This window comes from Bradyrhizobium japonicum USDA 6 (assembly GCF_000284375.1).
Lineage (GTDB): Bacteria > Pseudomonadota > Alphaproteobacteria > Rhizobiales > Xanthobacteraceae > Bradyrhizobium > Bradyrhizobium japonicum.
In genome coordinates, this window is sequence record NC_017249.1 from 8,531,505 (window position 1) to 8,557,552 (window position 26,048).

Annotated in this window: 28 protein-coding genes; 18 read left to right on the top strand and 10 right to left on the bottom strand. The window is 57.2% G+C overall.

All coding sequences use genetic code 11. The features are described 5' to 3' along the window. Positions 1–218 precede the first annotated feature (218 nt). Both BJ6T_RS46650 and BJ6T_RS39405 read left to right on the top strand, forming a co-directional pair. Positions 219–644, top strand: coding sequence for a hypothetical protein (locus tag BJ6T_RS46650; protein ID WP_141379043.1), 426 nt, complete (start codon positions 219–221; stop codon positions 642–644). A gap of 126 nt (positions 645–770) precedes the next feature. Further along, a complete protein-coding gene (locus BJ6T_RS39405) occupies positions 771–1,466 on the top strand; it encodes a recombinase family protein (protein ID WP_014498089.1) in 696 nt (231 codons plus the stop codon). Positions 1,467–1,794: 328 nt separating this feature from the next. Here the strand turns inward: BJ6T_RS39405 and BJ6T_RS39410 are convergent, their stop codons facing one another. From BJ6T_RS39410 to BJ6T_RS39425, 4 genes are all read right to left on the bottom strand, one after another. Then, on the bottom strand, positions 1,795–2,082 hold the full coding sequence (locus tag BJ6T_RS39410) for a hypothetical protein (RefSeq protein WP_014498091.1): 288 nt from the start codon (positions 2,080–2,082) through the stop codon (positions 1,795–1,797). Further along, complete coding sequence (locus tag BJ6T_RS39415; protein WP_014498092.1) at positions 2,079–2,462, bottom strand: hypothetical protein; 384 nt, start codon at positions 2,460–2,462, stop codon at positions 2,079–2,081. The genes BJ6T_RS39410 and BJ6T_RS39415 overlap by 4 nt, the downstream gene beginning before the upstream one ends. Continuing rightward, on the bottom strand, positions 2,462–2,653 hold the full coding sequence (locus BJ6T_RS39420; protein WP_014498093.1) for a hypothetical protein: 192 nt from the start codon (positions 2,651–2,653) through the stop codon (positions 2,462–2,464). The genes BJ6T_RS39415 and BJ6T_RS39420 overlap by 1 nt, the downstream gene beginning before the upstream one ends. Before the next feature lie 848 nt (positions 2,654–3,501). After that, entirely contained in the window at positions 3,502–4,041 is a 540-nt protein-coding gene (locus BJ6T_RS39425; RefSeq protein ID WP_144038030.1) for a hypothetical protein, read from the bottom strand. A gap of 133 nt (positions 4,042–4,174) precedes the next feature. On the opposite strand from BJ6T_RS39425, the gene BJ6T_RS46655 reads away from it, so the two are divergent. Beyond that, positions 4,175–4,369 (top strand): hypothetical protein, encoded by a 195-nt coding sequence (locus BJ6T_RS46655; protein WP_144038031.1) that lies wholly within the window; start codon positions 4,175–4,177, stop codon positions 4,367–4,369. A 51-nt stretch (positions 4,370–4,420) separates the two neighbouring features. Here BJ6T_RS46655 and BJ6T_RS49785 read toward each other — a convergent pair whose 3' ends face one another. The 3 genes from BJ6T_RS49785 to BJ6T_RS46660 all read right to left on the bottom strand — a co-directional run bounded on the left by BJ6T_RS49785 (position 4,421) and on the right by BJ6T_RS46660 (position 5,928). Then, positions 4,421–4,600 (bottom strand): ribbon-helix-helix protein, CopG family, encoded by a 180-nt coding sequence (locus BJ6T_RS49785; protein ID WP_028170336.1) that lies wholly within the window; start codon positions 4,598–4,600, stop codon positions 4,421–4,423. Positions 4,601–4,719: 119 nt separating this feature from the next. Further along, positions 4,720–5,238 carry a hypothetical protein gene (locus BJ6T_RS39435; RefSeq protein WP_014498095.1) on the bottom strand — a complete coding sequence of 173 codons (519 nt, stop codon included), beginning with the start codon at positions 5,236–5,238 and terminating at the stop codon, positions 4,720–4,722. 6 nt (positions 5,239–5,244) lie between these two features. Then, complete coding sequence (locus BJ6T_RS46660; protein WP_141379041.1) at positions 5,245–5,928, bottom strand: helix-turn-helix domain-containing protein; 684 nt, start codon at positions 5,926–5,928, stop codon at positions 5,245–5,247. A gap of 124 nt (positions 5,929–6,052) precedes the next feature. Between BJ6T_RS46660 and BJ6T_RS39445 the strand changes: the two genes are divergently transcribed. From BJ6T_RS39445 to BJ6T_RS39475, 7 genes are all read left to right on the top strand, one after another. Continuing rightward, positions 6,053–6,439 (top strand): winged helix-turn-helix domain-containing protein, encoded by a 387-nt coding sequence (locus tag BJ6T_RS39445; protein WP_014498097.1) that lies wholly within the window; start codon positions 6,053–6,055, stop codon positions 6,437–6,439. A gap of 241 nt (positions 6,440–6,680) precedes the next feature. Next, positions 6,681–7,880, top strand: a complete 1,200-nt coding sequence (locus tag BJ6T_RS39450; RefSeq protein ID WP_014498098.1) for a tyrosine-type recombinase/integrase — start codon at positions 6,681–6,683, stop codon at positions 7,878–7,880. 1,022 nt (positions 7,881–8,902) lie between these two features. After that, positions 8,903–10,615 carry an SIR2 family protein gene (locus tag BJ6T_RS39455; RefSeq protein ID WP_014498099.1) on the top strand — a complete coding sequence of 571 codons (1,713 nt, stop codon included), beginning with the start codon at positions 8,903–8,905 and terminating at the stop codon, positions 10,613–10,615. Further along, entirely contained in the window at positions 10,612–11,181 is a 570-nt protein-coding gene (locus tag BJ6T_RS39460; protein ID WP_011084410.1) for a hypothetical protein, read from the top strand. The genes BJ6T_RS39455 and BJ6T_RS39460 overlap by 4 nt, the downstream gene beginning before the upstream one ends. 12 nt (positions 11,182–11,193) lie before the next feature. Beyond that, positions 11,194–13,614 (top strand): AAA family ATPase, encoded by a 2,421-nt coding sequence (locus tag BJ6T_RS39465; protein WP_202557266.1) that lies wholly within the window; start codon positions 11,194–11,196, stop codon positions 13,612–13,614. Between the two features lie 944 nt (positions 13,615–14,558). Continuing rightward, positions 14,559–15,653 (top strand): DUF3800 domain-containing protein, encoded by a 1,095-nt coding sequence (locus BJ6T_RS39470; protein WP_014498100.1) that lies wholly within the window; start codon positions 14,559–14,561, stop codon positions 15,651–15,653. Between the two features lie 72 nt (positions 15,654–15,725). Next, entirely contained in the window at positions 15,726–16,325 is a 600-nt protein-coding gene (locus BJ6T_RS39475) for a hypothetical protein (RefSeq protein ID WP_011084407.1), read from the top strand. 288 nt (positions 16,326–16,613) lie between these two features. On the opposite strand, the gene BJ6T_RS47820 is transcribed toward BJ6T_RS39475, so the two are convergent. Next, positions 16,614–17,057 (bottom strand): hypothetical protein, encoded by a 444-nt coding sequence (locus tag BJ6T_RS47820; protein WP_014498101.1) that lies wholly within the window; start codon positions 17,055–17,057, stop codon positions 16,614–16,616. 98 nt (positions 17,058–17,155) lie between these two features. Here BJ6T_RS47820 and BJ6T_RS39480 point away from each other — a divergent pair, with 98 nt between their 5' ends. Continuing rightward, on the top strand, positions 17,156–17,392 hold the full coding sequence (locus BJ6T_RS39480; protein WP_011084405.1) for a helix-turn-helix domain-containing protein: 237 nt from the start codon (positions 17,156–17,158) through the stop codon (positions 17,390–17,392). Here the strand turns inward: BJ6T_RS39480 and ku are convergent. Beyond that, positions 17,379–18,350 (bottom strand): non-homologous end joining protein Ku, encoded by a 972-nt coding sequence (gene ku / locus BJ6T_RS39485; RefSeq protein WP_014498102.1) that lies wholly within the window; start codon positions 18,348–18,350, stop codon positions 17,379–17,381. The genes BJ6T_RS39480 and ku overlap by 14 nt on opposite strands. A gap of 123 nt (positions 18,351–18,473) precedes the next feature. On the opposite strand from ku, the gene BJ6T_RS39490 reads away from it, so the two are divergent. Continuing rightward, on the top strand, positions 18,474–18,878 hold the full coding sequence (locus BJ6T_RS39490) for a hypothetical protein (protein ID WP_161170732.1): 405 nt from the start codon (positions 18,474–18,476) through the stop codon (positions 18,876–18,878). A gap of 414 nt (positions 18,879–19,292) precedes the next feature. Here the strand turns inward: BJ6T_RS39490 and BJ6T_RS47825 are convergent, their stop codons facing one another. Next, positions 19,293–19,481 (bottom strand): hypothetical protein, encoded by a 189-nt coding sequence (locus BJ6T_RS47825; RefSeq protein ID WP_028170338.1) that lies wholly within the window; start codon positions 19,479–19,481, stop codon positions 19,293–19,295. Between the two features lie 161 nt (positions 19,482–19,642). On the opposite strand from BJ6T_RS47825, the gene BJ6T_RS48970 reads away from it, so the two are divergent. From BJ6T_RS48970 to BJ6T_RS39520, 6 genes are all read left to right on the top strand, one after another. Continuing rightward, complete coding sequence (locus tag BJ6T_RS48970) at positions 19,643–20,038, top strand: hypothetical protein (RefSeq protein WP_011084401.1); 396 nt, start codon at positions 19,643–19,645, stop codon at positions 20,036–20,038. Then, positions 20,016–20,870, top strand: coding sequence for a site-specific integrase (locus BJ6T_RS39500; RefSeq protein WP_011084400.1), 855 nt, complete (start codon positions 20,016–20,018; stop codon positions 20,868–20,870). The genes BJ6T_RS48970 and BJ6T_RS39500 overlap by 23 nt, the downstream gene beginning before the upstream one ends. Before the next feature lie 510 nt (positions 20,871–21,380). After that, positions 21,381–23,114, top strand: a complete 1,734-nt coding sequence (locus BJ6T_RS39505) for an ankyrin repeat domain-containing protein (RefSeq protein WP_011084399.1) — start codon at positions 21,381–21,383, stop codon at positions 23,112–23,114. After that, complete coding sequence (locus tag BJ6T_RS39510) at positions 23,111–23,914, top strand: hypothetical protein (RefSeq protein WP_014498104.1); 804 nt, start codon at positions 23,111–23,113, stop codon at positions 23,912–23,914. Before BJ6T_RS39505 ends, BJ6T_RS39510 begins: the two co-directional genes overlap by 4 nt. Positions 23,915–23,925: 11 nt before the next feature. Beyond that, positions 23,926–25,047, top strand: a complete 1,122-nt coding sequence (locus BJ6T_RS39515; RefSeq protein WP_014498105.1) for a hypothetical protein — start codon at positions 23,926–23,928, stop codon at positions 25,045–25,047. A gap of 290 nt (positions 25,048–25,337) precedes the next feature. Further along, a complete protein-coding gene (locus BJ6T_RS39520; protein WP_011084396.1) occupies positions 25,338–25,943 on the top strand; it encodes a hypothetical protein in 606 nt (201 codons plus the stop codon). The last annotated feature ends 105 nt before the right edge of the window (positions 25,944–26,048 follow it).

Here is a 26,048-nt window from a genome sequence, read left to right on the forward strand (position 1 = left end):
TATGGGATTTTGGCGCGCATGCGCATGACCACCCGTAAGGCGGGGGTACATCGAAGGGGCCGGAGGGGGCCGAAAAGGGTTTTGCTTCCGGCGGTCGAAAAATTGGATGACTTGGCCGGTACTGCCACCGGTAGTTCAATAAAAAACTCGCCTCCAACGTGCACCATCGATTTCACTGCTGGGAAACCTCTGCGGCCCGTGCGAGTGCGAGGACGACGATGGCGATGGTGATGATGCTCCCGCCAGCCAACTATTTGACCGGCCGTGATCGGGGCGAGTACAATGCCGACAAGTCGATCAATCGACCCGTGCGCTCCGCATCTGCGGGACCGTGCTCAACGCAACGATCTTCAACGCACAAGCATGCACAACGCCATGGCCATCCCCGGCATGGCGAACGAAGGATCATTGTCATGAGCACGAACCACCATGTGACGTTCACGGCCGCACCGCGCCGCTTCGGGTGTGCCCAGGCGCACCGCCGCATCAGCAAGCTGCGCCAAGCCGAGAGGCAAGGCATGGGCTCTCCCTTCGCCCTGGTCGAAGGCGACACCATCTTGGACGCGGGCGAAGCCAATGCAGTTGAGCGTTGGTGCCGTGACGCTGTCGTGTTGAGCACGGGCGAGACGATCGTCACCGGTTAGCAAGGTGCACGGAAGGGCTGGCTGCTGATGCCAGCCCGACCGGTCGAAGATTCCGCTTGCAGCCGCTCTCGGTTGGCCTGTATAAGATCAATACGTTCGATCTGAACTTATATTTTGGGTACTCGGATGACCGAAGCCACCGCAAAAGCGCCCATGATTGGTTACGTCCGCGTCAGCACCGGTAAGCAGGCCAAGAGCGGTCTCGGCAAGGCCGCACAGGTCGCGGCCATCCAGCGCTTCGCCGATGCGGAAGGATTCGAGATTGTCGGCTGGCGCGAGGAGACCGAGACCGGCAAGGGTCACGACGCTCTGGAGCGCCGGCCTCAGCTCGCGGCTGCCCTTCGGGATGCACATCGAGCGAAGGCGATGGTCTGCGTCGCGAAGCTGTGCCGGCTGTCGCGCGACGTTGCTTTTGTGAGCGGCTTGATGGCTCAGCGGGTCTCGTTCGTGGTCGCTGAGCTGGGGAAGGACGTGGACCCGTTCATGTTGCACGTCTACGCGGCCCTCGCGGAGAAAGAGCGCAGCATGATCGCAATGCGGACCCGTGAGGCCTTGCAGGCGAAGAAGGCTGGTGGAGCCAAGCTTGGCGGCCCCAAGCTGGCAGAGGCCCGCGTGGCTGCCAAGGCGGCAAAGAAGGCGGACGCGGACCGGTTCGCCTCGAACATCCTCCCGAACATCGAGGCGGTGCGGAAGGCGGGCGCTAAGACCTTGCGAGAGATCGCGGACGCGCTCAACGCAAGAGGCATTCACACCGCGAACGGTGGCAACTGGTATCCGACGACGGTCAAGAACATCTTGGACAGGTCGCTCACCGTAGGCTGACGCAATAGCTGGTGGCGCTGGTGAATGTTCCGGTCGGACAAGCGCGGCCGGGAAGCTTGGCAAATGCCCGGGGCGAGTCGGCATGGAGCGCGATGCAGCACTGTCCTGAGGCCCGATACTCAACCGGACATGTGTTGCCGGCTTTGGCGATCTGGTCGCGGCCGTTGGTCGGTTGGCAGTACGGGGCGGAAAGGGCGGGAGGCGCGACCGTGAGAGCCACAGCCGCGAGAGCGTGCAATCTGGCGAGTCTAAAAATCACGTTTCGCGCCTCCCAAAGAACGGCGGCATGCCGAGAGTGAAGCCGCCCGCCGTTCTATCTGGTTTCAGCCTAGCCTGCCATCAAGACGTTGTCGCCTTGCAGCTCGGTCAGCTTCGAGTCGACATCGGCCTGTTCGGCTAGTGCCGCTTCTAGCTCGGCACGTAGCGCGAAGACGTCAACGTTCTCCAGCCGGAGCCGTGCCATCTCCACTCGCTGGTCAACCTCAGCCTTGCGGCGCTTGAGATCGAACATCTTCAGGGCTGCGCTACGGGCCGCCCTGACGCCTTCTCCGACTGCGTATTGTTCCCCCTTCAGCCGTGCGGCGTGCTGCCGTGCAATGATTCCAGGTCGTTTCATTTCCAATTCCTTTCACGTTCGGCCATGTGCTGGGCCGTGATGCCTGTGGCTTTCGAGCGGACGGCCAGCCAATCACTGGGTAACGCTCGCTGGCGACGGCCGGCGGCGACTTCCTGGCGCATCCGTTTGGTCAAGTTGCCCGCCGTCGCTTCTGACGTGCCCTCATCGGTGACGATGGCGAATGCTTCGGGCATCCGGCTGTGCAGGTCGCGAACGAAATCGGCCGGGCTGATGCAGCCACGACCCGGCAGATTGATCAGCCCTTGGCTAGTCAACGAAGCACCAGCAAGGTCTACGCCTGCCTGACGTATGGCGTCCTGGTTGGCTCTACGGCCCTGCCGGTTCGCTTCCTTGACGATCAGGTCTTCCAGATCGGACATCACGCTGACTCCGGCGCTGATGCCAGACCGGCATCCCTGTTGAGTTCAGCCAGAATGACACGGCGCATCCACGCCGACTTGGCCGTCAATTCAAGCTTCGCGCGTTGCTCGATTGCGTGAGCGAGCGACCGAGGCAGCACGACGCCAATGGTTTGGGTAGGCTCAAGCCGAGCCTGATCAAGATCAATCATGTGGAACTTTCCTGAAGACAGCAGTAATCGCCGGCACCGCGAGAGACGCGGTCCGGTGGACCTAGGTTGAAGTGAGGGGTGAGAATCAAAAACGCCGTCAGCGTAATCAGCTTGACGGCGTTTTGGCAGCGTACCGATACTCAAGCATAAAAATTCGATTTTGTCAAGGACTCGCGGGCAGAGATGCAAATGCCGATGGAGTGCAAGCGTATACGAGGGAGTTTCAGGGAATTTGAGAATGGCATCAAATGCCTTGTTTTATAAGGTTTTGGCGCATTTCGTCTGAAACGACAATTAACTCGGTCTTTTATGCTCACGTAAGCGCGAGTCGCCGAACTCATCCGCTTCTCTGTCCTTCAGCCGTTGTAGCGAGCGGCGGAAAGTGCACCGACGAGTCCGCTCTGGCATGTTTGCCCACGTTCACAATGCCTCCCATGCGAACGTGCCTCAAGAACCGTAGCGCGGCTCGTGGTGCGTTCTGAGCGATGGCGGCTGTCGCACAGAGCTACTCTGTCCGGTAGGCCTCTGTACGGCTCGCTACGGTCCATTGGGAATACACGCCAGCCAAACGATACTGGAGACCTGCGTGTCTGGTCGTCATTTCCGGCGGCCGGCGGTGACGCTCATCCCGGCCTTTGGTTTCAGCCGGCCGGCCTGTTAGTAGTCTGCCGTCCTCCTCTTCAACATCGAGCCGGTTACAACGAGCGCAGCGAGTATGAGCGTCTTTTAGGTGGGTCAAGAAGAGGGTCTATAAGAAGAGTCGGGTGCACGGCGTGCACCGTTCCAGGAACGGCGTGCACCGTTTCATGGAACGGCGTGCACCGTTTCTGGAACGGCGTGCACCGTTTTCAGAACGGTACATCCTCTACATGGTCTGAGGATGACCCGCTGGCCCCCTTCGCCCGGGTCCGCATAACGACGTGGGATATTCGTTGGCGAACGCGCTCTTGCTGGCGTGCATGCACCTCCCGCGTCTTGATCCACGCCAGCCAGTCGGGACTCCAATCCAACCTTCGTTCGCCACCATGATGCTTGATGAAGAAATCGATTTCTTCGTCAAGCTCGTTCTCGTCGAAACCGTGCATATCAACCGCCGGCTTGAATTCATCTTTGTTCCATTCCCAGAAGTTAACGAGGACTCCCGACTCGTTTTCGGCCTCGCTATCGTCAACGCCGCTGATCTGCCTATTCATCCACGCGGCTGATATGAGGCCTTCTTTGGTGAATTTGACCGGTTCACCGTTTCCGACGCGGCCATATACTTCCCAGTCGTTTAGGAAATACTCGTTATCATTGTCTCGCCCACCGCCGCCTCCCTTGCCTCTCTTTCCGGACGCACGCTTTCCAGCGGACCGCCTTACTATCAGGAGCCCCTTGTCCTCCATCATGCCTATGTTCTTTTTCGCTGACCGCAAGCAGCAGCCGGCTCTCTCCGCCAGTTGCGGAAAGCCCGGATAAGCGTATCCCCATTTCGAACGATCTTCACCGAAGCCCTCATTCGTCAGGTCGATGAGGGCAAACGTGATGTCCTTCTGGAGCCGCGAATATCGACCGCTCGTGTCGCTCTGCACAGCGTTCCTGAACTTCCATCTGTTCCCAGGAGTGATCAGCAGTTCTTTGCCGTTCGGTGACGTGATGATCTTGGCCGGCGTGGTGTTGTCGTTGCTGTTCTTGTTTTCTGGAAAGTTTGTGACATGGTGTTTTCGTGATTTCTAACCGCTTTTTGAGCCCCTTGGCGTTGCTGCGCCGGGGGCTTTTCCTTGGTGATTACTTCGGCAAGTCGTGAAGCTGTTGCAGCTGCGCCGCGATGGCACGCCGCAAGAACTCCGATCTGGACAAGCGTAGTTCGATACGTGCTCGATCCAGATCAGCCAGTTGCTGGGCTGGCAGTCTGACACCGATGTACGGTCGTTCGGTGTTGGGGTCGTAAAAGAGTCGGTTGCTCATGGTTCCTCCAAAGCAAAACGCCCCGGGGGGATGCCGAGGCGTGGGTGTGGACACGACAAAGCCCCGCTGGGGCGGGGCCTCTGATCAAAAACTGCGATATGTTTTCTCTTACTCCAAATTCAGGGCGGCGTCAAAAATTTGCATAGTCCGTCCTCTGGTGAGGCTGGCGAAGCGCTCTGAAGCTTCCTCTCAAGCTCTGCATTGCGAAATTCTGCTTCGGCCCTGCTGAGTTCCTCTTCTAAGCGCTGATGCCTCAGCCCTTTCACATGCTGCATCATCGCTTCGTGGCTCGCGATCTGAACATCAACATTCTTCGCCGCGACGCAGATTGCCTGCTCCGCGAGGTTTACCGGCACGTCATAGCGGCCGGAGACCAAGCGAGAGTTCAGAAGCTGTGACACCTCGTTGACAACGCGCTTCGCGAATTGGTCGTTTGCGCACCAAGCAATGATGCGAGCAGGCTCTCCGATCTTGCGGGGGTCTCTACCGGTCCAGCCGAGTCGTAGCGCCCGGTCCTTGCCGGCAAAGTAGATTGCGCAATAGCCGTTCTGATCGAAGATTTTCCTCTCGGTCTTGCCGCCATCGTACTTCGATCGGCTGAACCACTGTAAGTCGCCGAAGACTGCGAAGGTCATCATGGCTCCTCAATCCCTGAGAGCTTCCACGATAACAGCGATGTCTGCGATGTCATCGAAAGCGATCTTCTCGTCCTCCTTCTCAGGCATTGTCCTGGAAAGACTCAGTCCCTCCTCACTGATCCCGAGCAGGAGCCGCACTCTTGTCCACCCGCCCTTTTCCGTCACCATCACTAGATCGCCTCGCATCGGATCGCGAGCTTTGGTCGCGAACATTAGCATTCGAGGAGGAAACCAATTTCCGAGCTTGCCGTCCGGGTTCCGAAAGGCGAACACCGTCTCATCCTCTTGCCAGTTCGCGGGGACAATCACGGATTCTGGCTTGCCTGTGTTTGCTGCTGATCGAAGCGACTCCGGAAGAGAGGAAACATTTCGCACGGTGATTACACGAGGCCGATCGTCCGTTGCTTTTTGTCCAAATGCTTGAGCAAGATCGGCAGGAATCGGTTCGCCCGCTGCGTCAGCGATTTTCTTCAGCGTTGCGGCTGAAAACACAAATGGATGGTCAGCATTGTTCAACGCTCTCAAGAGAGTTGAAGGAGCGAGACCGGAGCGGCGCGCGAGTTCGGTGCCCGTCCACCCCTTCCTGCTCAATATCGATCTGACCCAACGCGCAAGACCTTCATTGCTAATATTGGGCTTTGGCCTTCCGCGCGGCATTTTTTGCAGTCCGATTGCATTAATAGTTTGCATGCAAATATCACGATGAGCCAGAACCTGTCAACTTTGAGCCGTTAGACGAGTTTATTAGCAGCCGCTTGCATTACAGGATATTTAATGCTAATAGAAGCAAACATCCACGCAGCAGGAGATCTGAATGTACTCACGTCCGCCAGTATTTTCTCTCGATCCAAGGTGCCTCTCCGAAGATCCTACTGAAAGCAACTTCCATAGAGCGCTGAATGCATTGCTGGCGGAAGTCAAAGTGGCTCCGGGCCTGAACGAAAATGACCTGAGGGTAGCTTTGGTCTTGGTGAACAAGATGCACGATGGACGGGTTGATGTAGCTTCAATGTCTCTTTCCGAAATCTGCAAGAACAGCCACCTTTCCATCGGCGCGGTAAGGCATTCGTTGAAGAAATTGCAGAAGGCAGGATACTTGAAAGTTATCCAGCCGTCGGAATTCGAACTGAGGCAGGGTGGCTGGACCCTCAAGTATCGAGCAGGCTTTTATGGTCCTGTCGGATTCCCAAGGGCGGCTTGATGAATGCTGGTGCCGTGAAGGTTTCACCACCCAGTCCGGTCGACGTCCCCTGCAGCGACGTCGGCCTGATTAGGGCGGACACACCATTGAGACTGGAAGTAGCCGCTCGCCTGGCTTTTCCCGACGGCAGCATCACGGTTTCGGGGCTCCGTCGTGAAATCGCTCGCGGTCGTCTCGCTTATGAGACGATCGCCGGTAAGCAGTTCACTACACTGACCAACATTGCTGAAATGAGAAAACTATGTCGAACGCCGGTAAAGGACCCCGCCTCTGGAAGAAACCTGCTCAAGCAGGACGTCAAGCCCATTGGGTTGTCAAGGACGGGTCGAAGCGTATCGCCACAGGATGCGTTGCGAAATCGTTTGAACATCGTCCTCCAAAAGAAGCCGAAGAGTTCCTAGCGAACTATATTGCGTTAAAGCATGCCCCGGAGCGCAAGCTCCGGGACGTTGACCTTATTCCTATCGCTGATGTGCTTGCGATCTATCACGCGGATCGCAGGGATGGATTTGAGGAGGAAGTACAGCAGCGGCGATTCGATTCTTCGATCAACCGGCTGAATGATTTCTTCGGGCTCTACATGCTGGGCGAGATGCAGGAGTCGCTGACGAAGAAGTTCGTCAAGAAGCGCGGCAACCAGGGTGGCGCACGTCGTGATCTGGAAAACCTGCGAGCCGCCATCAATCATCATGCCGACCAGAACCTGCATCACGCGGTCATCAAGGTTAAGCTTCCCCCCAAAGGTGCGCCACGAGACCGATGGCTCGACCGGAGCGAAGCTGCTCGGCTGCTTTGGGCTTGTTGGCGGCACCGCGAGGTGCAGACAATTCACCGCGGGCGACACAAGGGGGAAAAGGTCCAGACGACGAAGTATACCCTTCGTCACCTTGCCCGGTTCATTCTTATCGGTCTCTACACCGGCACCCGCGCAGCTGCCATTGCAGCAGCCTCGCCGCGCCGCGAACATGGCCGCGCGTTCGTCGATCTGAACGCGGGGATTTTCTACCGACTCAAGATCGGTAAGCGTGCCACGAACAAGCGGCAGCCACCGGCCCCTCTTCCGCCGCGACTGCTTGCACACATGCGGCGCTGGGAGCGGAAGAAGATCATCGCCAACTGCTTCGTCGAGTGGCACGGCCAGCCGGTTAAGTCGGTGAAGAACGCCTTCGCCCGCGCTGTGAACGTTGCCAACCTCGATCTGACAGACGGCAACGTGACGCCGCACACGCTCCGCCACACGGCCGCGACGTGGCTTATGCAGCGCGGTGCCGACCCCTGGGAGGCGGCTGGATTCCTCGGCATGTCGGTGAAGGTTCTGATCGACACCTATGGCCACCATCATCCCGACTACATGCGCGGCGCAGCCTTTGCGATCACACAGAAGAGTCGCGTGGAGTCCGCCGCTAAAGTCGGTACACCTTCTGTTCGAAAAGCCAGCTAGGTGGACCGCCGGTGGACCGGTTGACCGTGAACAAACGCAGATTTTCGTGAATCGACGTTACAAAGAACGACGAAAAATCATCTACTTAGTGTTCGACCCGTGCGCTCATAACGGTCTGGTTGCAGGTTCGAGTCCTGCCGGGCCCACCAAGAATATCAATAATTTGCTTGCTCTCCGCTGCCCTCAGCGCGACGACCGCACCAGAAACCGCACCAGATACGTGCACTTTTCGTTCGCACGCGGGTTCGCACACTGCAATCCACCTGATGGCGCCGGACCGACTTGGTTGATCTTGGATGTATTCGTCGTTCACTCATCGGTTGGATGGTGCTCCGACGGAGAAGCTGATCAAGAAACGTATGAACCTCAGAAATTCAACGCCCATTTTCCCGTACCGAAAGACATACCTATAGACCCGCATCGAATTTGTGCTTGAACCTCATCAGTCAGGACCGCTGCGACGGCCAAAGAGACGCAGTGCCGGGCGGCGGGCGAGTCACCTACGATCGTCCCCCGACCAAATTTGACCAAGTTTTCATTACGACTGCGTGAAATACGAAGGCGGTTCAGGCCCTGCCTCTGCAGTGCTGATGACAATCTAGATACCGACCTGACCGAATCACTTTTCAACATGGAAGCTCGCGTTCAGAGTCTCGAACCAGGCAATCGTCGCTTCCGAACATTAACGAATGCGTCGACGTCTGACGCTTCTCTGAATAGCAGCACAATTTTGGAAGATATTGACGATTGTTCGGCGGAGTAAATGTTCTCAGATCGATCCGCTTTTATCGTCCGCGCTGCTCGGGCACTGGCTGGTTTGGTTCGAAGGTCTCGATGAATCGTCGGCCGTTACAAGGAGCCAATTCCGGATCAGTTTCAAAGGACAAAAAGGTTTGCTAACAAGGAGGTAAGTTGCCAAGCTGATGCGGTAGTCGAATGAACGAAGCAGGCACGGGAGGGAGAGATCTAGCGGTGATGATGGAATGCGCGTTTGCTCGACCACGAGACATGGATATCTGACCGTGCCGACGGCCCTGGATATAACGATCGTCGAAACCCTTGCTCTGTTGGATGGTGATTTCGCTGAGTTTGCGGCCGGGATCGCGCATGATCAATACGCGATTTGGCTCGGTGCGGGCGTCTCGCTTGGAAAGCTTCCCGGTCTTGAGGGCGTCGCTGGTGAAGTGCTCGAGCATTTGCGCATTCGGATTGATTCTACGAACGCCGCCTGCAAGTTTCGCCGGAGCCTAGACCGCATTCTTAACTTGATCCTTTCGCCCGAGGATTGGAAGGAGATTGACTACGCCAAGTCGGCAACAGACTGGAAGATCTTCGGCCGGATCAAGAAGAATTTGACCGGCGCTTATTCGCGAATGCTAGACCAGCATCCGCAGGGAGAATTGCCAGACTATCTTGTCTGGGACGCGGTAAAGGTCGTTGAACGCTACGGCGACCCTTCAATTACGCCTGGCCCGGAACATTTCGGTTTGGCAGCCTTAATTGCAGAGGGCGTCGCATCTGATGTTGCTAGCGCCAATTGGGACGCGCTCATCGAAAAAGCAATTGTCGCAATCGCAGGCTCTCCGGTGGGGTTGCTTCAGGTCCGGATTTTACCCGAGGACGTCAGGGACAGTAGCGCAAGGGCCAGGTTCTACAAATTTCATGGCTGCGCCGTCCTCGGAGGCGAGGACGAGGCGCGATACCGAGAGCGCATCGTTGGTCGCGCCTCGCAGATCCACGGCTGGGCTGACAAGGCAGAAAACAAGGTCATAGCCGGCAAACTCCTGGATCTTGCGATTTCAAAATCAACATTGATGCTGGGGCTGTCCGCGCAGGACACGAATATTCAAAACATCTTTGTCGTCGCGCAGCAGAGTCTGCCGGCATCGTTCCCAACTCATCCTCCCGCGGTTGTTCTTTCAGAAAATTCCGTCGGGGCTGATCAGCTCAGTCTTCTGCAGAATTTCTATAAGACAGACTATGTTGCGAAGTCCGAGGAAATCGAAAAGTCGGCCTTGCTCCGGGCCTACAGTCGATCATTGCTGCCAGCCCTCTGGCTACATGTCGTCTGCTCGAAGCTCGAAACATTCCTTGAAGGATCAGCATCCGGGTTGACGGCCGCGGAGAAGTCTCGGTTGCGATCGGCGTTGAGAACCTTGCGTAATGGGGTTGCGGCAACTGCCTTGCCGGACCAGTACGAGCAGTTCATGGTGACTGCGCTCTCGCTCGCGGGACGCGCTATGAACTTTTTTCGGGATGGCCGGCGAATCAATGCGGCCGCTGGGCTGTATAGTCCGCTCTCGATGTCGAGCGTCCCGAAATCGCTACACGAGCCCGGATTTTCCAGTTCGGGGATTCAAGAGCTTGCACTGGGGATTGCCCTCGTGGCACTCGCAGCGACGGAGGGATTCTGGGAATGCAGGGTGAGCGGCCTGAGCGATCCCGGGGGTGGGGCGCTGCGGCTCGCCGGCGCGGTGCGCTCTGCAGAAGTCTTCTTCGCAGCAAACAATCAATCGGCGAGCCGACTGATTGCCGGTGGATACGCGGCAGAGGATAGTGATACTATTATCTTGCATAGCCATGAGGCGCCTGCGCGTGCTGCCCGACACCCGACCTCACCACCTGGTCGGACTTTGCGAAGGAGGCGGCGGGAGATCAGCTTGTCCAGATTGTCTGGCGCTTCCAACAGTCTTGACGAGATTTTGAAGAATCTTCGAGCGGAGATCGCTGTATGACTACGACGATTCCCGTCGAGCGCGTCGCAAGCGTGCTTGAAGCGGCGCACTTCAAGCGCGTCCCTACGCCCTTGAAAATTGGTGGAATTGAGATAGACGCGGCTGCGGCCTTCGTGGGTGAACCGCCGATCCCGGATCTTATCGTGGTCGGAGATTCACTCGCCCAAACACCCGCGCGATTGCAGCAGGTCGTCGAGGGAGCTGGCCGCGCCCTCGATATGATGGGCTCGCGTCGGCCGTTGACGCTTATTGTCGTTGGGCCGCGGCCGGAATCGTCGACGCTGTCCGCACTGGCTCGCCATGCGCGCGTGCTAGCGGTGGGAGAGACAGCCGGCGAACAGGACTTGTTCAATTGGCTGGCTGTACTGCTGCCGTTGACCTTGCCAAAGGCGAGCGAAGATAGGGCAATCGCGATCCGCGCGAAACTTCTAGAAGGCTTTGACGATCCGCTTGCGCTCGAGCTCGTCGAAATTGCGTCTGCGGGCGTGCTGAGGGTGGCGTCGCATTTGGCAGACGCGATCGACGCTCCCTTCCTCGAAGATCTCTTGTCTGAAAAGGAGCCATAGGTGGCGCCGCGCTTGAAATTTCTAAAGGTCGAGGATTTTCGCAGCATCCGCGGGCCAGCCGGGGTCTCGCTTGATGCGCCGGCAGTGCTTATTCATGGGCCGAACGGTACCGGCAAGACGAGCCTGCTTTCGTCAATCGAACTGGCATTAACCGGCAGTGTGCCATCGCTCGCACGCCTCGATCGCGACTACATGGCATACTTGCCGCACAAGCTGGCCAAGAATGGATTGGGACGCGTATCGATCCAGGCTGAAGGCGTTGGATCAAAGACAGAGGCGTCTCTGGAGATCAACGGACAAGCGATCGTCGGATCCGCGCTTTTGGATGGAGACCAATCGCGATTCTACCTTGAAAGATGCTATCTCGCGCAGGTCACTCTAGGGCGCCTGTTGGAGATCTACGAACACCAAGACAACCGAGACACGGCATCGCCTCTCACTCGGTTTGTCAAGGAAATGCTCGGATTGGACGCGTTGGATTCCCTCATTGACGGGTTGCATGCCGCTGGTGACGTGCGGCGTTTCAGGGAAAGCGCGCCGCATTTTTGGGCGGCTCGAGCCGATGCTCCAATGCTGGAGCGGGGCGTCGACGAGGCGACAGAGATCGAACAAGCTTGCCGCGACGAGATGATCAAGACCGAGAATGATCTCCGTGAATTGCTTGGGCCTCAGTTTGTTGCTGACGGTCCAATTGACATCGAAGCGTTACGAGCCGTCGTCAAGAGCGATATCGAGGAGCGTGAGACGAAGCTCGCCGATTTGGCGCGAATTCGACGAGACCTTGCGGCGGCGAAGGCTCAGCTACTTGAGGCCAGCACGTCGGAAGAGGAGGGAGAGCGGATTGCGGCAGAGCAGGTGAGCAGTGCTACGCGAGACGCATTTGCGCGTTGGCGCAGCGTCGCTGGTCAACAACTCGAGGTGCTGCTGCGAAGCATACAGAAGAAGTTCACCGATGTTGTGTCTGTGGACGTCAGCCCAGCAACGGCGCACGCCAAAGCGTTGGCAATTGTCAGCTCTGCTCTAAGTCGCGCTCAAACGGCTTTGACTAACGACGATGAGATCATTCGCTCGTTGTCGGGCGCGCAGGTGTCGGTGCAACAGGGGCAAGGGCGCCTGAAGCTCATCGATGAGCAGCTTGCAGATGCTGGAGGTGCAAATCGTGCGCTCGCGGAAGCGCTCGCGACGATTTCCTCTCATATTGAGAACGAGATATGTCCCGTCTGCTCTCGTAATTTTGCTGAAATCTCCGAAGAACAACTAGCTTCTCATGTATCCGAGGAAGTTGCTCGGTTGGTGGCGGTGGCAGGGCGCGTCGAGGCGTTGGTGAGGGACCGCGCAACGACCGCAGCGGCTGTCGTAGCGACACAGCGGCAAGAAGCGGATCTGTTCGCTCGCCGCCTGCCCAATGATAGGCGCGATGCGATCTTACTTGAATTGGCGGATCTGACGGAGTGGATGAATGCGCTCGATAGTCTTGCAGATGCTGCAAGCAACGGCGGGCGCCTCTGGGAGGAAGCAAAGCAGGCGGCGGAGCGACTTTCCGTTTTAAGAAGCCGGATCTCCTCGATCTCGGGGTTGAGGGCGGAGCTCGTCTCCTATGGGCAACGGTTGTCACTTCAGCCGTTTCCTGCAGATGTTCCATTAGAAGAGATTGTCGATGAGATACTCACGCAGGTTCAATATCGTTCAGCACAAGAAGCGAAGTCGGGCGATCAGGGTGACCGAGCTCTGCGGCTGCTTGACAAGTTGGAAGTAAATCAGCGCGAGCTCGATAACGCCACAATCGACCTGGCGACAGCGTTCGAGGACGAACGGCGCACGACAGCGCTACGGCAGGAGTCGGAGCGCCGAATTGCCGTAGCAAAGGGGCTCTTGGCCCAAGCGCAAGCGGTACGAGCAGACGAGGCGCGGCGCGTATTTAACAAGGAGCTCAATGCTGTGTGGCGCGACCTCTTTATTCGGCTTGCGCCGGACGAGGCGTTCGTTCCGGCTTTCGCGTTGCCGTCCATTCCTGGTCGAGCCGTCGAAGCTGTCCTTGAGACACATTATCGATCGGGCGGAAAAGGTGGAAATCCGCGAGCTATGTTGAGTGCCGGCAACCTCAATACGGCTGCGCTGACGCTTTTTCTCGGACTTCATCTCTCGGTCTCTCCAGCCTTGCCTTGGTTGGTTCTGGATGACCCAGTTCAAAGCATGGATGACGTGCATATTGCCCAATTTGCGGCCTTGCTGCGTACCCTCAAGCAGCATGGGCGCCAGATCATTATCGCGGTGCACGATCGACAGCTTTTCGACTATCTCACGCTTGAGCTCAGCCCGACCTACAACGGCGATCGTTTGATTACGATCGAATTAGGGCGAGATTCGGATGGAATGACCACCGCGCCTTGGAGTCTGATGTCATTTCGGCCCGATCGCGCAATCGCTGCATGAAAGCGACGCCAGCCTTGCCGGCCACGGCCTGCAGCGCAGCATGTTGCTCCAGTTCAAGCGCTGCGATTTCCGCGGCGCGGCCTTCCGGCCGCGACAGGTTCGAGCGGTCACTAACGTGCAGCCTACCAGCGGAGCATGCGCGCCCGCGCCGCGAGCAGGGCCGGCCGACACTCCTTTAGTGAAGGGCTGCCTTTATCAGACGCCGGCGGAAGCAAAGGAGCTCGACGTGCTGTCGTGGCGGTGGCCGCAGGTGTTGAGCAATACGGTAGATCCGGCAGGGCAAGACGGGCGGGACGAGCTCAACTCCTGGACATCAACGGCAAGCTGACGGTCACTGCCCTGCTGCGCGCCAATACACGCGCAAGAAAGGCCCTCAGTACACGCGCGAGGCCATTGAAGCTGCTGGACGCCAAAGCGCCCGACGTCTGAAATAAACCATTAGGCGGACATACTGCCCCGTCTTCGCGCCGGCTCTTCGCACGCGCCCCTAATAAACACAGTTAAAATCCCGGCGATAATCTGAGGCTCGGGCGTGAACAGCATCCAGCCGCTTCGGTTCAGGGCAAGCTGGCCCAAGGTTGCGCTTCCGGAAAACATGGAGGCGCTCTATATCGATGCCATACAAGTCGCGGGCGTGAGGCTTGATTTTTCATGCATTTCCACGATGGTTCATGAAGCGGGGTATGGCGACGATGCGGCTGTGCTGCATTGGACATCGCGGGCCGTCAGGGGCCCTGAGATCATCTCGGTCCGTAGCTACACGTACGACCACGAGAACTTCGCCGAGCGCAACAAATCGGAGGCTGGGATCGATGCGGTGATGATGGCGACCTATAAGAGGGACCTAAGCCGAGCTAAGCGGCGGCGCCGTCGCAAACTCTTGCGGTCAAGGCAAATCCTCCGCACGGCCCGTGATAGAAAGATGGCACTGCAAGCGATCGGTTATGAGAACCTATTACGTCGACGAGACAGGCTTTACCGGCGAGGACCTCCTGGCGGCAGACCAGCCGATCTTCTTGCAGGCGACCAACGACCTCAGCGAAGACGAGGCGGATCGACTCATCGCTTCGACCTTTGGCGGTCTGGGCAGCACCGAACTCAAATATAGCCGGCTCGCGCGCGGCGGCCGTCACCAAGACAGGATCGTCGAGTTCATCGGGATACTTGCGCAGGATCCTCTGCGCGCCGGGGCGTGGATCGCCCACAAGGAATTCGCCATGATGACGTTGATCGTCGATTGGTGGATGGAGCCCCTTGCTTACGAGGCAGGCTTGAACTTGTATAAGGACGGCGCAAATCATGGTATGGCGAACATGCTGTATTTCTGTCTGGAATCCTACTGGTCGAAAGGTTTCAGGCGAAAGGTCCTTGAACATTTCCAGCGCATGCTCCGTACGCGAACCCTGGAACGATATACGGAGTGCCAGCTCCTGATCGAGAAGGCGCGCCGGCACGCAACAGGCGATCCCACCCGAGAAGAGCTTTTAAGGTATCTGTCCGTGTCGTTCATGCTCCTCGGCTACGATCACGTACGCCGTATGCCCGAGCGCGCGCTCGATATCGCGCTGACCGGCCTCGTGCAGCTCGGTCATATGTGGACCGAACGGCACAGTGGTCCGTGGAGCGTCGTGCACGACCAATCCTCCAACATGTCCAAGCAAAAATGGATATGGGACGCCTATTCGGCGGAAACTATGCCGCCGGCCAAGTTCGAGAACCCCGGCACGGTGGCGCGGTTTCCGATGAACGTCACGCAAACGCGCTTTGGCGATTCCGCGCAGGAGAAGCAGTTGCAAATTTGCGACGTTCTGGCGGGCGCGTGTTCGGCATTCGCGCGGTTCGATAAGACAGATGCCGAGCACCTCGCCTACCGCGATCGCCTTGGCGCGGCCGGGATCGAGAATTTCTTTACAGGTGTGATGTGGCCGGTCCCGGAAGTGACGCCTGAAGGCCTCGGTCGACGGGGCTGGGACGGCAATATCGCACTCGAATATTTGACGCAGAACATGCGTGCGAAACGGCCGGAGCCCAAACCTTGAGACGCGTGTGAGGCATTCTGCAGCATCGCGCCCTGCGCAGGGACTCCCTCTAACCCAATCCTGGCGACGAGCATGTCCAATGCCTATCAAGAACTGATCAATAGTGACCCGGAATGGAAGCGCAACTACGAGCTGATACGGACGCTCGGCGTCGAGAGTGAACGTGGCATGGCGGTTCTGGTCGGAGCTGAGCTGGACCGCGCGCTGGAACTTGTGCTTTGTGCGTATCTTGCACCAGGAAAGGCGCGAACAGAGCTCTTCGCGGGCAGCTCGCCACCGCTCGGCACGTTCTCGGGCAAGATCAATCTCTGCCGCGCGTTGCATCTGATCAACGAAGACGAATGCACAGCACTTCACACGATCCGAAAGATTCGAAACGAGTTCGCGCATGACCCGGACGCATCCTTCGCAAATGCGCAAATCAGGTCATGGGTCGACATTCTTAGGAGCAATCCCGAGCAAGACCACAAGACCAGATTCGAACTCGAGGCCGCAGGACTGATCGCATCGCTCGAAACGACGGCGGTCGATCAGGCGCACGGGCGGGTCTATGAAGAATCGTTCAATACGTGGTACCGGCGTGGCGCCGATCGTGACGCCAAGCCATTAAAGTCGAAGGAAGAGGCCGCTGAGGCCTATCGATCGAAGAGGAGCGACAAGACCGCGCGCTGACCCAGATAGCCGAAGCGATGGTCACAAGGACCTGCTTCGCTTGTTCGAGGATGTCCGTTCGCCGCCATGGGCCATACGAAACGACAGGAGCCGGCGCTCGGCTTCAAGAACGTAGCGTCGATCAAGAGATGACCCTTGCACCCACTGGTTGACGTATCGCCGCAAGTCCAGCGGGGCGCGTTCTTTGACTAGCGCCAGTACGTACGGCCAATCGTTCCGACGAAAGCGCGTCAGCAGCCGCGAGACTACGCTGTCCTGGCCAGTTCTTTTTCAGCCGTGCTTCGAAACTCAATTTTCGAAACTTTGATCTTTCGCTCTATCAGTACAACGAGCCAGAGCATCTCTTACGACGTTGACCGATGCTTCCAGTCTTTGAAGCATGGTCGTCAAGCTCACGATCGTTGCTTCGTCCATGTGAAGATTTTGCGGGGTTAAAGTCGCGCGGATGAGTTGATCAATCGGCAATATGAGAGCTCCATTCGAAGAAGTCCTACCGCGTTCAAACGAGAACTCAGGAATCAGATCGCCGTCCGGGGTAAGCCTGCACGACAACGCCATGTTGGATGAAATTGCTTCTTCTAAGAGCTCAGCGGGAATTTCGATCGCCGCGACAATGGCCCCGGTCTCACTGATTCTGTATCCAAACCGATAAAGATCATCCGCCGTTCCCGCATTTCCGAGACATACGCGTTCGGCAAAGGGTTCAACTGCTTGTCGAGCAGCAAGAGCCAATAACTTAACTCCGTCAACGTAAGCTTCCCTCCGCTAATACCTAATTTATCGGTATCTGAAAAGTCGTTCTATGTGTCTGGCCCCCTTCCGGAGGCCAGATGCCCAAGACGGTTACCTCGCCCATTCAAAAGAAGCTTGCCGCCATGTTGGTCGAGCTAAGAAAGGGCGCGGGACTCCGTCAGGTTGATCTCGCCAACAAACTAGGGGTCTACCAATCCTGGGTAACCCACCTTGAATCTGGGCAACGTCGAATAGACGTCGTTGAGCTGATCGAGTTGGGGCGAGCCATTGGCTTTGACCCCGCCGAGGTCGTTCGGAAACTCAACAAACGTTAGGGCCGAGCCAGGCAGACCGACGCTGCGACCTTGCCGGCTGCTTTTTTGCACCTGCCTCCTTTGCCTGCTTCTTGCCGGCGATAGGCATCAACATCTCCTTCTGACCGCTTGCGGCCTTGCGCGGCTTCTTGGCCGACTTCTTCGGAGCATTTGCAGGCTCCGTCGCCTTCTCTCTCCCGACGCTCTGCCGTAGCGCCTCCATCAGATCAACGACGTTCTCACCCTTTGGCCGCTCTTTAGGGCGGATCAACTTTCCGGCCCGCTTCTGGTTGATCAATTCGACCAGTGCGCTTTCGTAGTGATCCTCGAACTTTTCGGGATCGAACGTGCCTGCCTTCTGGTTCACAATGTGCCTGGCGAGGTCGAGCATATCTTTGGTAACTTTGACATCCTGGATTTCGTCAAAGTACTCCTGCTCGCTGCGGACCTCGTAGGGGTAACGCAGCAACGTTCCCACGAGCCCTTTGTCCATCGGCTCCAGTGCAATGATGTGCTCGCGATTGGTCAGCACGACGCGGCCGATGGCGACCTTGTTCATTTCACGGATGGTCTCGCGGATCACCGCGAAGGCGTCGTGGCCGACCTTGCCGTCCGGACGAAGGTAGTAGGGTCGGATCAGGTAGCACGGGTCGATTTCTGACTTGTCGACGAACTCATCGATTTCGATCGTGCGGGTCGATTCCAACGCGATCTCTTCGAGCTCCTCCTTCGTCACTTCAATGAACTGGCCCTTCTCCAGTTCATAGCCCTTGACGATGTCCTCGTTAGGCACCTCGTCGCCCGTGTCCTGGTCCACCTTGATGTACTTGATGCGGTGGCCTGTCTGGCGGTTGAGCTGATTGAAGGAGATCTTCTCGGACTCAGAAGTCGCTGGGTACAGCGCCACCGGACAAGTCACGAGGGACAGACGCAGGAAGCCTTTCCAATTGGCACGGGGGCCGTGTACGCAGAACTCCATGTTGGACGGCTCGGACTCAAGACGATCGAAAGCGGCTGGTTCCGACAATGTCAGGGGCAAATAATTCGGCCAGCCTCCCTTCGTCGGACTCGACTTTTGTTCTCTTTATGTTCTAATTCCGGGATGAACGATCGGCCTGCGAGTTGGCGAATGCCCACCCCGAAGCAAATGGAAAAGCTAGCCGCCTCAATGGGAAAGAAAGCCGCGAGGGAGCGTTCGCTCGGTCCCAAGGACGACATGCCGGACGAGTACTGGCATGCCCTCCTCGATGATGCCGATGACCAGGCCGCGGTTTCGGGACGTTCGAGCCCCGGCCAGCGCCTCTGTGAGATGCCGCAGCATGTCCTGCGGGTTTCCTGCCGCAGGTGCGAGCGCATTGTTGAGATCCAGAAAGCGGATGCCGCCCGTCTCTACGGGCAACAGGCGAGCTGGAAGGAGGTCGGGCACCGTTTGCTGGACAACACATGCCAGAACCGAACCGGCCGCCACGAGGAGGACGGTTGCTGGCCGGCCTTCGGGCCGGTTTGACCGATCCCCCCTGCGTCGGCCCCGGATGGCTCCGAAGCATCACCCGACGCCGCTCTCCGGCGGCGACCGGAAAGCCCTTGGCAAGGAGCTCGGCAACCCGAAGCCTATGATTACGCTTCGTCCAAATTGCGTGCGTTCACCGAGCAAGCGAGCGAAGCAACCACAGACCAGTTGGACTGAAAGTTAAATGAGGCATATCACGAAAGTGATCGATACCCGCACCTAGGACGACGTTGGCGCGGCCGCCACCAAGCCTTCTCCGCGCCGGCCCATATCGGCTCAAACAGCAGCTCGTCGCAATTGAGCTATCGCCCGCGCGTTGATTGTATGTGCCAATGGGCACTGGCGATCTCGAGGCGGATAGCACCAACGGAAGGATTCGCAATAGCAGCAGCGTTGAGCAGAACGTTGCCGTTACTCAGCGTTGCCACACATTTCGAATCCCCACATCTGCCCCTTGCTTCTCGGCAAGCGCACTCCTCCGACGAATAGAATCGCGTCGATGCCGCCCGCATAAAGCTCGATCACCGTTAGTCCCTCGCAGATCGCGATTCGGCTAACATGATCGAGATAACAAAGCGCCCGAAGGGCGTTGGTCTGCACGATCCACTCCGTCTTGCTGTAGCAGCGGCCGTGGCATTCCCCGATGGTTCGATGACCGCTTCCGGACTGCGCAGAGAGAGCGCCCGCGGACGACTCATCATCGAGCGCATTGCGGGCAAGGACTACACAACACTCTTTTATATAGAGAGAATGAGGGAATTATGCCGCGTCGAAGCAAGGGTGCCAGGCTCCATCTCAAGGCCGCTCGACGAGACAAAGCCGGCAAGATTACCCACCGGGCAACGTGGATCATCCGAGACAACGGCCTGGATATCAGCACAGGCTGCGCGTCAGATGAAATTACGGCCGCCGAGCAAGCGTTAAAGGATTATATTGCCTCGAAATACGCCCCCAAGCGCAAGGCCCAAGACATTGAATCAATCCCGATCGGGGATGTGCTCTCGATCTACCTCGATGCAGAGCTCGCCAAGCTCCGCGATCGCTTCAAGGTCGCTGAAGATGATGAAGAGACGATTCCCGGCATCCGCAAGTTCAAGGCGGATTGGGCGCCTGAACGATTGGTGGGGCGCAAAAATGCTAGCCGGGGTCGACGGTGAGCAGTGCCGTCAATACGCTAAGGAGCGCGGCAACAAGGGCGGCTCAAGGCGCGATCTTGAAGACCTACGCGCAGCTATCAATCATCATGCGGCGGAAGGTTATCATCGAGGGATCGTCAAGATCACGTTGCCAGCAAAGGGCGAGCCCCGCGATAAGTGGCTCACGAGATCCGATGCCGCAAAGCTGATCTGGACGTGCTGGAGATACCGCGAGCTGCAGAAGATGTCGCGGGGGCCACTGAAAGGCCAGAAAGTCGCGACCGGAAAGCGGCCCTTACGGCACCTGGCACGGTTCATTTTGATTGGTGTTTACAGCGGGTCGCGAGCCGGCGCTATCGCCGCCGCTTCGCCGATTCCGGCAGTCGGCCGCGCGTTTGTCGACCTGGAGCGCGGTATATACTATCGGCGCCGCCAGGGCGACGCAAAGACCAACAAGCGGCAACCGCCAGTGCCGATCCCGCCGCGCCTGCTTGCGCATCTCAGGCGTTGGCACCGGATCGATCATCACGCGAAACACTTCGTGGAATTCAATGGAAAACCCGTCATCTCAGTGAAGACGGCCTTCAAAACCGCCGTGCGACTGGCCGGCCTTGGCGTGGGTATTTCGCCCCATACGCTTCGGCATACAGCAGCGACTTGGTTGATGCAGCGTGGCGCCGATCCGTGGCAGGCAGCGGGCTACCTAGGCATGTCGCTTGACGTTCTGCTCAACACCTACGGCCATCATCACCCCGATTATCTCGCAGACGCCGTTGAGAAGATCGCCAAGCGAGAGAGGAAGATCGAAGGAAACCGCGGCAACTTCGATTCGGTACTGCCGCTGCGTCGATAGAAGAATGGAGTTCGTGGGGATTGGATTGCTGGTGCAACCCGAACTGATGACTATCGAGCTCACCCGACGTCCGTCAGAAGACCTTTGTTCGAGGCAGAGAGAGTATCAGGAAATTCCCATTGAAAAATAGAGCATTTTTCGATCTTGCCGGACAAGCAACCACTGTTTGAGCTACGGCCTGAAGATAAATTCCGGCTCCGTTCCGTTAATGGCCGATCCATCCGCCGACCATCAAACGACCAACGAGCGGCGAACTAGTTGAACCAACCACTCTAATCGTTAGCCTATCCTCCGAGGGCAAAGGTCCACGCTTTCGGATCGTGACGGGCGGGCCAAAATGCAATAAGGTTGATGCTGGCAAGACATGCTACCTTTGCTTCGCTCCAACATCACGCAACCGCGTGGCAGCTAAGTGAGGGCAAGAAACTAGAAAAATCCGGCTATATTTCATAGACTTAAGTGCCTAGTTCGCACAAACAATAATGTCCCAATTTGACTTGGGGAAGGGCTGTGCTGTTGAGCGAATTGTTGCGCGAGGCAGTTATTGTTGCACTGGTCCTCGCAATCAGTTGGTCAGCCTCGGTAGGTGGTGCTGCCTCACAGGAGCGCCCGTCTGACACATTCAGGGCATCGGCAGTCTCCCTGCTAGCCAGTTTTCTTCGAGTGAACGCCAGCTTCAAGGGTTGCAACGCGAAGGAGGGCTTTGCGTTTATCGTTGGCGAAAACGACGACAAGCTTTTCTTGGCGGTGCCGGATCACGTAATCCACTGCCGGGTATTTACTCCACCGGTTGCCGAAGTCGTCCAATTGGGGGGGTATTCGAGCGACGGGAAGCCTTTCAGCTTTGGCCGGGCAGACCCGATCGCCTTGCCTGCGGCGGGTACCAGTGGCTCCGAGGACATCGCCTTCCTATCGGTACCTAAGCCTCAAACCTGGACAACGAAGCACACGTTAATGGCGGACGCCGCCGAACTAGCGAACGGTACGGCTGTGACATTTCTGGGCTATTTACAGCGGCCGATCATCCCCCAACAGCTAGGTGTCGTCGTTGATGTCTGCGACACCGCTTATACAACCAAAGCATGTGGAATCCTGGTTGAAAGGCTTGCGACGCAAGTCGGGACCTCTGGCGCGGTCGTCTTCAACGAGCAAGGACACGTCGTTGGATTGAACATTCTGGGAGAGCGCGATGAATCGCTTGCGCTTGCGCTTAGGCTTGATGAGATTCGGAGAATTGCAGAAAAAGCCGGGGTGCCGTGGAACATTTATACTGACGCCGAGGAACTCAAGTTCGGCGAGCGGTTGGGACGGGCCATCAATGGCGGCGACCGAGAGAAATTTAAGGCGGTCGTGGCCAAGCGCATCAATCTCGATCGATCATATAAGTTCAACGATGAGAATAGCCCGTACCCACCGCTTGCCGTTGCCGGTTGGGCGAACCAGATCGACATGGCCGTGACTTTGATCAAGTCCGGCGCGCGTGCTCACTATGGCCCCGCTATTGGCGCGGCAATGGCAGCGCAGCGCTACGATGCCCTGAAGATCATGCTGGACGCAGGCATGGGTACCGCGTGCCCTTTTAATACCGCGCTCAGCAAGGGAGATGAGACTTCGATCAGGATGATCCTAGCGGCAAACTCCCGCGAGCTCGTAACGGGAAACTGCGGCGGGCTTACGCCAGTGAATGCAGCGATCAAGGCTGGAAGAGAGGACGTCGCAGCAGCCTTGTTCGAGTTAAGGCCAGCCGGCCTAGGCGACGAGGACCAACTGCTTGTTTCTGCTATCCTCAAAGGGCAGTCAAGCATGGTTGAAAAACTCCTGAACACCGGCGCTGGCAAAGGGTTAGTGGGCGATAACGTGACGGGAAGTCCGCTTCATGCCGCGGCTTTTGTGGGAAATTCAGAACTGGTCGAGCGATTGCTAGCGATGGGTGTGCCCGTGGACCTTCGCGACTATCAGGGCGGGTTGTATGGACCAACGCCTTTTGAAGCAGCGATTTTTGGCGGCAACTTCCAAATTGCACGGCTGCTAGCCAAGCGAGGAGGTAGCCCGCTCGGGTACCGCAACGGCAAGGAGCGTATCTTCAGTGACCTTATCTTTTATAAGCTGACAGACGTCCAACAACAGCAGGCCAGACGCGTGGTGATAGAACTGGCTACGGACTACTGCAGTAAGCTAAAAGAAACCCAGTTCAGCGAAGCACGCGACTTCCGCATTCAGCGACGGAATTGCGAGAATCTATGACCACCTGTATCAGTGGCTCACGCTTAATGACCATCTTGCCGGTCGCGGTTATTAGCTTTTCGTCCATTCAGCGGTCACAAGCCGCCATGGACTGTGGTGCCGTGCTTACGATGGACAACCAATCGCCGGCACATGGCGCGAGTTCGTACGGACGGCGCTCTGAGGAGCGATGCGAGGGGACTATTCGGGAAGATCAAGCTGGCTCGGTCGGTGTCGCGATATTGCGTCTCGAAGTCCTACCAAGGGTAGACCTCACTTTGGTCAAGACCGTGACGATAACTCGCACCGCCGATATACCCAAAGGCGCGAGCGCCATTGCAACCATTTTGGAGAGGACAGCACAACACTTCTATCGTCTCGACGCGGCGCTCGATAAGGCGAAGGCCGTTGCTTGGCCGCTCGACGATGTTGCCAAACCACTTGGTGTCTCTCTGACTAGCCTGGACCTGGTCGGTCGGATCCAAGATCCGGCACAACCTGGACAGACGATCTTTTTCCCCATAGCTCTGCGCCAGCCACAGTCAGCTGGTCCCTCCGAACAGTCCGACCTCGCGCTTCGGATGATGCTTACAGCGCCGGCCCGAAATGTATCTGTCAGCGTCGGCCGCTCCGACCTATCCAATAAGTGCACCGTTGATCGCGAGCTTCTGAGCCTGGCATCCTCGTCGCCTTCAACGCCCATAGAATTGACGCTACCTGCTGCTATTCCCCGAATGTTTTGTATCGAGGTTACCTTCAGCACCAAGAATCTTGACGGGAAGTTCGTCGAAGGTAGTACCTACCTGTCCTTTCGAAAATAAGGGGGCGCGGCATGGGTCTGGAGGCCGCTAAGGACTGGGCCCGAAGCCAGAAGCAATTGGCACTCTCCGAACTCGACGCTGCCCGTCGAGCCAACGATGCCAACGCAATTGAAGAAGCTGCCAACAGACTCATACACCTCAGCCAGTTCACAGTTGCGTTGAGTGGCGAGGCGCCGGATGCGAGCGATGGCAAGCTAGGACCAGGGGGATGGTTTCTTCTTATCGGGATAGCATGTGCGTTGGTTGCGCTATTGCTCAGCATTCACCCCACCGCCGGACTGATTTCAATGGAAGCGTCGTCCCGAGGTGTTCGTCTCGCATTCGAGAAAGACGTTAGGCTGAAGGGAGAAGGACTAGCATTCGTCGGATACGACATCACCGAAATATCTGGAGCCGCAGCGGTCACGGACGCCCGAGGCGGGGCCACGTTACCGCTAAACGTAAAGAACGAGCGACTTAAGATTGAGGCAGACGCAGCTATCGCCGAGATCCACGTCGCGAAGGATGACGAACTTTCCGTGGAGCTTTTCGGTTCCGATCTAATGCGGTTGTCCCTGCACGGTCCGGGGTCCGGCATAGACTTATCGCTCAATGGCACAGCTGTTCGATTGCTCGATGGCGATGGCAAGCCTCTCCAAGCTGGAGCGCTCACGGCAAAGAGGAATGTTCATTTTCAGAGCGGACCCGCACTTGAAGTGCTGTTGACGAGACGGCCAAAAGCCGGTGAACGTCTGTCCGTCATTCAATATAGCGGTCAAATGGGCCTAATCGCGTTCGACAAGCGGGTGCCCGTCAATGGCATACTGAATGGCCGCAGCAACCTTCTCCAGTCAGCGACGGTCGCATTTTTGGGCTTCGGCGACGAAAAAACGTCCCCCTTCGGCGGACAGGCACTTTCGGTAATTAGGGGAAATGGCGCTTTTGAACTGAGCGCCACGGCCACGACGCTGAATGTGGCATTTAATGGCAACGCCGTAGACGTTCGTGGTACCCAATCGACTCTCACGCCGAGCCTTCTTCACTGGCTATGGAAGAATACAACAATCACTTTCACATTTGGTGCAATCATCAGCGTTCTTGGCTTCCTTCTAACAAGTCGCACTCGGATACGCGAGTTTCTAAACAAGGGTTAGGCTTAGAGGTCCATTCAAAGTCCGAGAGTTCATGCAGCATGACTCGAGGCCCCGGTTTGGACGCTTGAATCACGTCCAAACCGATGCCTTCAATCAGCGGAAGCCGGACAATCGGCATTTCCGAGATTGCCCCCTTACCGGACATGCGGACATGCCAAAATCGACGTAAATGGACGATGCGAGCCAATTGCTGGAATTTCTCTGTGATGTAAGGTGAGTGTATTCCCTGAGCCGACAATCGCGTTGGCGCCGTACCAACTTTACTTTGTTACTTGGCGGAGTTTGCGCAAATGATCGATCCAAAAGTCGTCAAGACATTCATTGGACTTATAAAAGAGCTTGTTGGGGCGGGTTTCAAAATCGACGCGAAGCATAAAGGGCGTCTGGGGAAGAACCTTCGAGAAATTGCAGAGCTTCTTGAGACCACCAAGGATCAACTAGCGAACGGCATGGTGCCGCGTGAATCGTCGCACCAAGTTGCAACACTTATCAATTTCACAAACGACACCCTACAAGGCGTGTTCAAAATTCCCAACGCTGATGAGTTGGACGACATATTCTCGAAGCAGCTTCCCCACATTGGCTACTTGTTACGCAGCGCCGACGTGTTCATTGATGGCAAACCTCGAACTGGCCGCCACAAATACATGTATGGGCTGGAGGCCCGCGACGGTGATTATCAGGTTTCGCCTCAATCCGTCAGTTCGGCCATAGAGGAAATTGAACGAGCTGCAGGTCGACTTCGCGGCGCGGCGAATTTTCTTGATCCCAACGCCGGCATCAGCAGAAATAGGAAGTCAAGCAGCAAGCCCAAGGCCTCAAATACTTCGAAGGGAAACATCGCAGCAAAGAGAGGTTCGGTGAGGAAGGCTGCCAAACCAAGCGGCAAACGCTAGGCATGCGGCCTTAGTCCAGCTTCGTAATTGAAGTAGACAAAGTCAGTTAATGGACCATCTCGCCGTTCCGCTGCTGTGCAACAATACGTCGGCTATCGGGGCAGA

Coding starts and splice junctions, on each gene's coding strand:
- BJ6T_RS46650 (WP_141379043.1), top strand. CDS start 219: ATGGCGATGGTGATGATGCTCCCGCCAGCCAACTATTTGACCGGCCGT.
- BJ6T_RS39405 (WP_014498089.1), top strand. CDS start 771: ATGACCGAAGCCACCGCAAAAGCGCCCATGATTGGTTACGTCCGCGTC.
- BJ6T_RS39410 (WP_014498091.1), bottom strand. CDS start 2,082: ATGAAACGACCTGGAATCATTGCACGGCAGCACGCCGCACGGCTGAAG.
- BJ6T_RS39415 (WP_014498092.1), bottom strand. CDS start 2,462: ATGTCCGATCTGGAAGACCTGATCGTCAAGGAAGCGAACCGGCAGGGC.
- BJ6T_RS39420 (WP_014498093.1), bottom strand. CDS start 2,653: ATGATTGATCTTGATCAGGCTCGGCTTGAGCCTACCCAAACCATTGGC.
- BJ6T_RS39425 (WP_144038030.1), bottom strand. CDS start 4,041: ATGATGGAGGACAAGGGGCTCCTGATAGTAAGGCGGTCCGCTGGAAAG.
- BJ6T_RS49785 (WP_028170336.1), bottom strand. CDS start 4,600: ATGAGCAACCGACTCTTTTACGACCCCAACACCGAACGACCGTACATC.
- BJ6T_RS39435 (WP_014498095.1), bottom strand. CDS start 5,238: ATGATGACCTTCGCAGTCTTCGGCGACTTACAGTGGTTCAGCCGATCG.
- BJ6T_RS46660 (WP_141379041.1), bottom strand. CDS start 5,928: ATGCAAACTATTAATGCAATCGGACTGCAAAAAATGCCGCGCGGAAGG.
- BJ6T_RS39445 (WP_014498097.1), top strand. CDS start 6,053: ATGTACTCACGTCCGCCAGTATTTTCTCTCGATCCAAGGTGCCTCTCC.
- BJ6T_RS39450 (WP_014498098.1), top strand. CDS start 6,681: ATGTCGAACGCCGGTAAAGGACCCCGCCTCTGGAAGAAACCTGCTCAA.
- BJ6T_RS39460 (WP_011084410.1), top strand. CDS start 10,612: ATGACTACGACGATTCCCGTCGAGCGCGTCGCAAGCGTGCTTGAAGCG.
- BJ6T_RS39470 (WP_014498100.1), top strand. CDS start 14,559: ATGAGAACCTATTACGTCGACGAGACAGGCTTTACCGGCGAGGACCTC.
- BJ6T_RS39475 (WP_011084407.1), top strand. CDS start 15,726: ATGTCCAATGCCTATCAAGAACTGATCAATAGTGACCCGGAATGGAAG.
- BJ6T_RS39480 (WP_011084405.1), top strand. CDS start 17,156: ATGCCCAAGACGGTTACCTCGCCCATTCAAAAGAAGCTTGCCGCCATG.
- ku (WP_014498102.1), bottom strand. CDS start 18,350: ATGGAGTTCTGCGTACACGGCCCCCGTGCCAATTGGAAAGGCTTCCTG.
- BJ6T_RS39490 (WP_161170732.1), top strand. CDS start 18,474: ATGAACGATCGGCCTGCGAGTTGGCGAATGCCCACCCCGAAGCAAATG.
- BJ6T_RS48970 (WP_011084401.1), top strand. CDS start 19,643: ATGCCGCGTCGAAGCAAGGGTGCCAGGCTCCATCTCAAGGCCGCTCGA.
- BJ6T_RS39500 (WP_011084400.1), top strand. CDS start 20,016: ATGCTAGCCGGGGTCGACGGTGAGCAGTGCCGTCAATACGCTAAGGAG.
- BJ6T_RS39510 (WP_014498104.1), top strand. CDS start 23,111: ATGACCACCTGTATCAGTGGCTCACGCTTAATGACCATCTTGCCGGTC.
- BJ6T_RS39515 (WP_014498105.1), top strand. CDS start 23,926: ATGGGTCTGGAGGCCGCTAAGGACTGGGCCCGAAGCCAGAAGCAATTG.
- BJ6T_RS39520 (WP_011084396.1), top strand. CDS start 25,338: ATGATCGATCCAAAAGTCGTCAAGACATTCATTGGACTTATAAAAGAG.